Genomic DNA, 2,505 nt, shown 5'->3' with positions numbered 1-2,505 from the left:
TCCATAACATCTGCTAATTTCATAATCCTTGTTCTCCTTTATTCTCAATCGTATTTTTATTGTTCCGAATCATTTCTTAATGAAATCTGCTGCCGAATGACTGCTGTATGTGTGCCGGGATTCTGGACATTCGGATCAGCCCAGAATCCACCGTTACCCAGCAATCCACCATTCTCAGCATAACCGTAAATCGTTCTTGTATCTCTCCCAGAAGGACTGTAACCGTGTCCGGTGTTCAGACTGATCTCACCTGTAGACACAGAACCGCCACCGCTGAAGTAACTCTGTGGTGACATACGCAGCATTCCTGTACGGTGATATCTTCCTTCTGAGGAACTGTAAAATCTGTCAACGTTCCTGTACAGATCATCCAGAGAATCGTCCACAACCTCTTCTGTTGCTTCTGCTACTTCTTTCTGAAGTGCCTGCACAAGTGCTCCCCAAGATGTAAATGTTCCGCTCATAACTTCACCAGTCCTAGCACTTGCTGTAATCCAGTTTCACTGATTTTGTCTGGCTTAACCATTCTGAAAGAGCATCTTCCTCAACCCGGTAACTGCGTCCGATCCGAATACTCGGAAATCCTTCTACTCTCATCAATGCTTCTGCCTGTTTGTGTCCGATCTGCATGATCTGTTGTAAGTCTTCTGCTGTATAAAATTTCATATCTGTTGTTCCTCACTTTCTTATTCAGCAGAAAATAACTACAATATATAAGCAATCCGAAAGTCATAAACACTGACATGTGCTTATACGTTCTAGTTATTCTCTGATTGTAAATTCAAATTCTTGTTCAATTACAAATACTTTTTGATAGGTACTATTTTATAATGTTCCATCAAGAACTCTGCATAAGCAGTAACCTTATCCTTGTTACCACAATAGAATCCAGTAGTAAACTTCTCGATAAGCTTATCTCTAATATCCTCATGAGTATCCCAATAATCATCCAGATAATCACGATAATCACGATCCATAACCTCTAACATAGATTTGTCATCTATTTTCGCTTCAAACTTTATATTGCGAATATCTTCCGGCAGATCATCCGGCAAGCGTAAGCGCGCAGCGTCAGCGGAGTTAGGAGCGGAAGCGACGACATTTGGAGCGTCAGCGACCTCTACAGTGCAGCGAAGCGGAACGTCTACCAGCGAAGCGTCCGTCTCAGCGTCAGCGGTACTATTATCTTTTACATATCTATTACATTCTTTTACTGGAGGGCATGTATGACCGGGGTTTTGGTCAAATCCGTCCGAGGTTTTGGTCTTTCTTGACCGGGGTTTTGGACATTTTATGACCGGCGTCATAGGTCATATCTGTCCGGTCTGGACAATCTTGTCCGTCGTCTTCTGTAAGAAACAGTTTTGGATATATCATACGAGCTTCCGTATGTGATCCTCTTCGTTTTTCATATCTTGTAATACATCCAGCCGCTTCCAGACTGTTCAAATGTCTTCTGACCTGTCGGTCTTCCAAATTTAAAATTCTTCCAAAGTAAGCATTTCCTGCTGTCGTATATCCTTTGTTGTTCGCCATTGCTAATATTTTGGCATATAACATGATACACTTACCATTATCTATCTTTAATTCATCCAACTTGTCAATCAGTTTCTCATCTACTACGATATAGTCACTCATGATTCTTTCCTCCGATTATCGTCTTTAATTTTTATCTCGTCTGTTATCTTTGTTTCTGATGTGCTCGTCCAGAGCCGCGCATAGCTCCGGTGTCGCTTCAAATATGAACACATCCAGATTCGGACGGCACCTGTTCGGCACACAACATTGATGATTTCAAATCCTTCTTTTCGCAACAGCCATGCGATTCTTTGACTACGAACTGCTTTTGTTTTCATATTCTGCTGTCTCATTGTTCTGGTTTCCTCTCTTTCTTACTTCATATTTTTCATGTCATTCTTAATCAGAGTTGTGATATAGTTCTGTAAAGTCATTCCACGCAGAGTCTAGCAAATAACTTCAGCTCTCTGCGAAAATCTGGCTCTACTTCTATAGAAATCCTCTTCTTACTATTCTCAGTCATTATTAAAATCCTCCTTTTTTCGTTAGTTATATATTATAATGATGCATCTGCATCTTATAAAAGTTTGTTCTCTCATATACCTGGGACGCTAAGCCAGCTCCGATTTTTGTTGTATTTACGTCGTTTATTGTTACTATGATACATATATATCGTGTAATTTTGTACATAGAAAAAGTTATTCCCCTCATATACCACACGCTAAGTCACCTTTAATTTTTGTTATTTTTAAAAGGTTTTACGCTGATATTTTTTTTGAATTCGTGTAATTTTTGGCGAAAAATGAAACATAAAAGTTCAGTCTCTCATATACCACACGCTAAACCATATCCCATTTTCCTTATATTTACAGGGTTTTAAGACAATTTTTCTTCTGAGATATCTGCAAATTTTGTGGAAAAAAGTTCATTTCCTCATATACCACACGAATTTGTATTTACGATTTTTGTTACTTTTCAAGGGTTTTA

At 39.1% G+C, this 2,505-nt stretch carries 4 protein-coding genes; all 4 read right to left on the bottom strand.

Going from position 1 to position 2,505, the window contains the following annotated elements:
- Nucleotides 1–56: 56 nt before the first annotated feature.
- The gene (locus AC058W_RS01105) at nucleotides 57–464 is read right to left on the bottom strand and encodes a hypothetical protein (protein ID WP_479389584.1); all 408 of its coding nucleotides are present in this window, start codon (nucleotides 462–464) and stop codon (nucleotides 57–59) included.
- A 13-nt stretch (nucleotides 465–477) separates the two neighbouring features.
- A complete protein-coding gene (locus AC058W_RS01100) occupies nucleotides 478–666 on the bottom strand; it encodes a helix-turn-helix domain-containing protein (RefSeq protein WP_118246936.1) in 189 nt (62 codons plus the stop codon).
- 131 nt (nucleotides 667–797) lie between these two features.
- Entirely contained in the window at nucleotides 798–1,307 is a 510-nt protein-coding gene (locus AC058W_RS01095; RefSeq protein ID WP_479389583.1) for a hypothetical protein, read from the bottom strand.
- Nucleotides 1,243–1,638 (bottom strand): hypothetical protein, encoded by a 396-nt coding sequence (locus tag AC058W_RS01090; protein WP_479389582.1) that lies wholly within the window; start codon nucleotides 1,636–1,638, stop codon nucleotides 1,243–1,245. Before AC058W_RS01090 ends, AC058W_RS01095 begins: the two co-directional genes overlap by 65 nt.
- Nucleotides 1,639–2,505: the final 867 nt, after the last annotated feature.

The sequence above is a fragment of the Blautia sp. CGZ-1-C1 genome, from assembly GCF_056504575.1.
Note: the sequence above shows the minus strand (reverse complement) of the source record. Positions and strands in the feature narration are given on the sequence as shown.

Excerpts from the sequence above, each read along its gene's own strand:
- AC058W_RS01095 (WP_479389583.1), bottom strand. The coding sequence starts at position 1,307 with ATGACGCCGGTCATAAAATGTCCAAAACCCCGGTCAAGAAAGACCAAA.
- AC058W_RS01090 (WP_479389582.1), bottom strand. The coding sequence starts at position 1,638 with ATGAGTGACTATATCGTAGTAGATGAGAAACTGATTGACAAGTTGGAT.
- AC058W_RS01100 (WP_118246936.1), bottom strand. The coding sequence starts at position 666 with ATGAAATTTTATACAGCAGAAGACTTACAACAGATCATGCAGATCGGA.
- AC058W_RS01105 (WP_479389584.1), bottom strand. The coding sequence starts at position 464 with ATGAGCGGAACATTTACATCTTGGGGAGCACTTGTGCAGGCACTTCAG.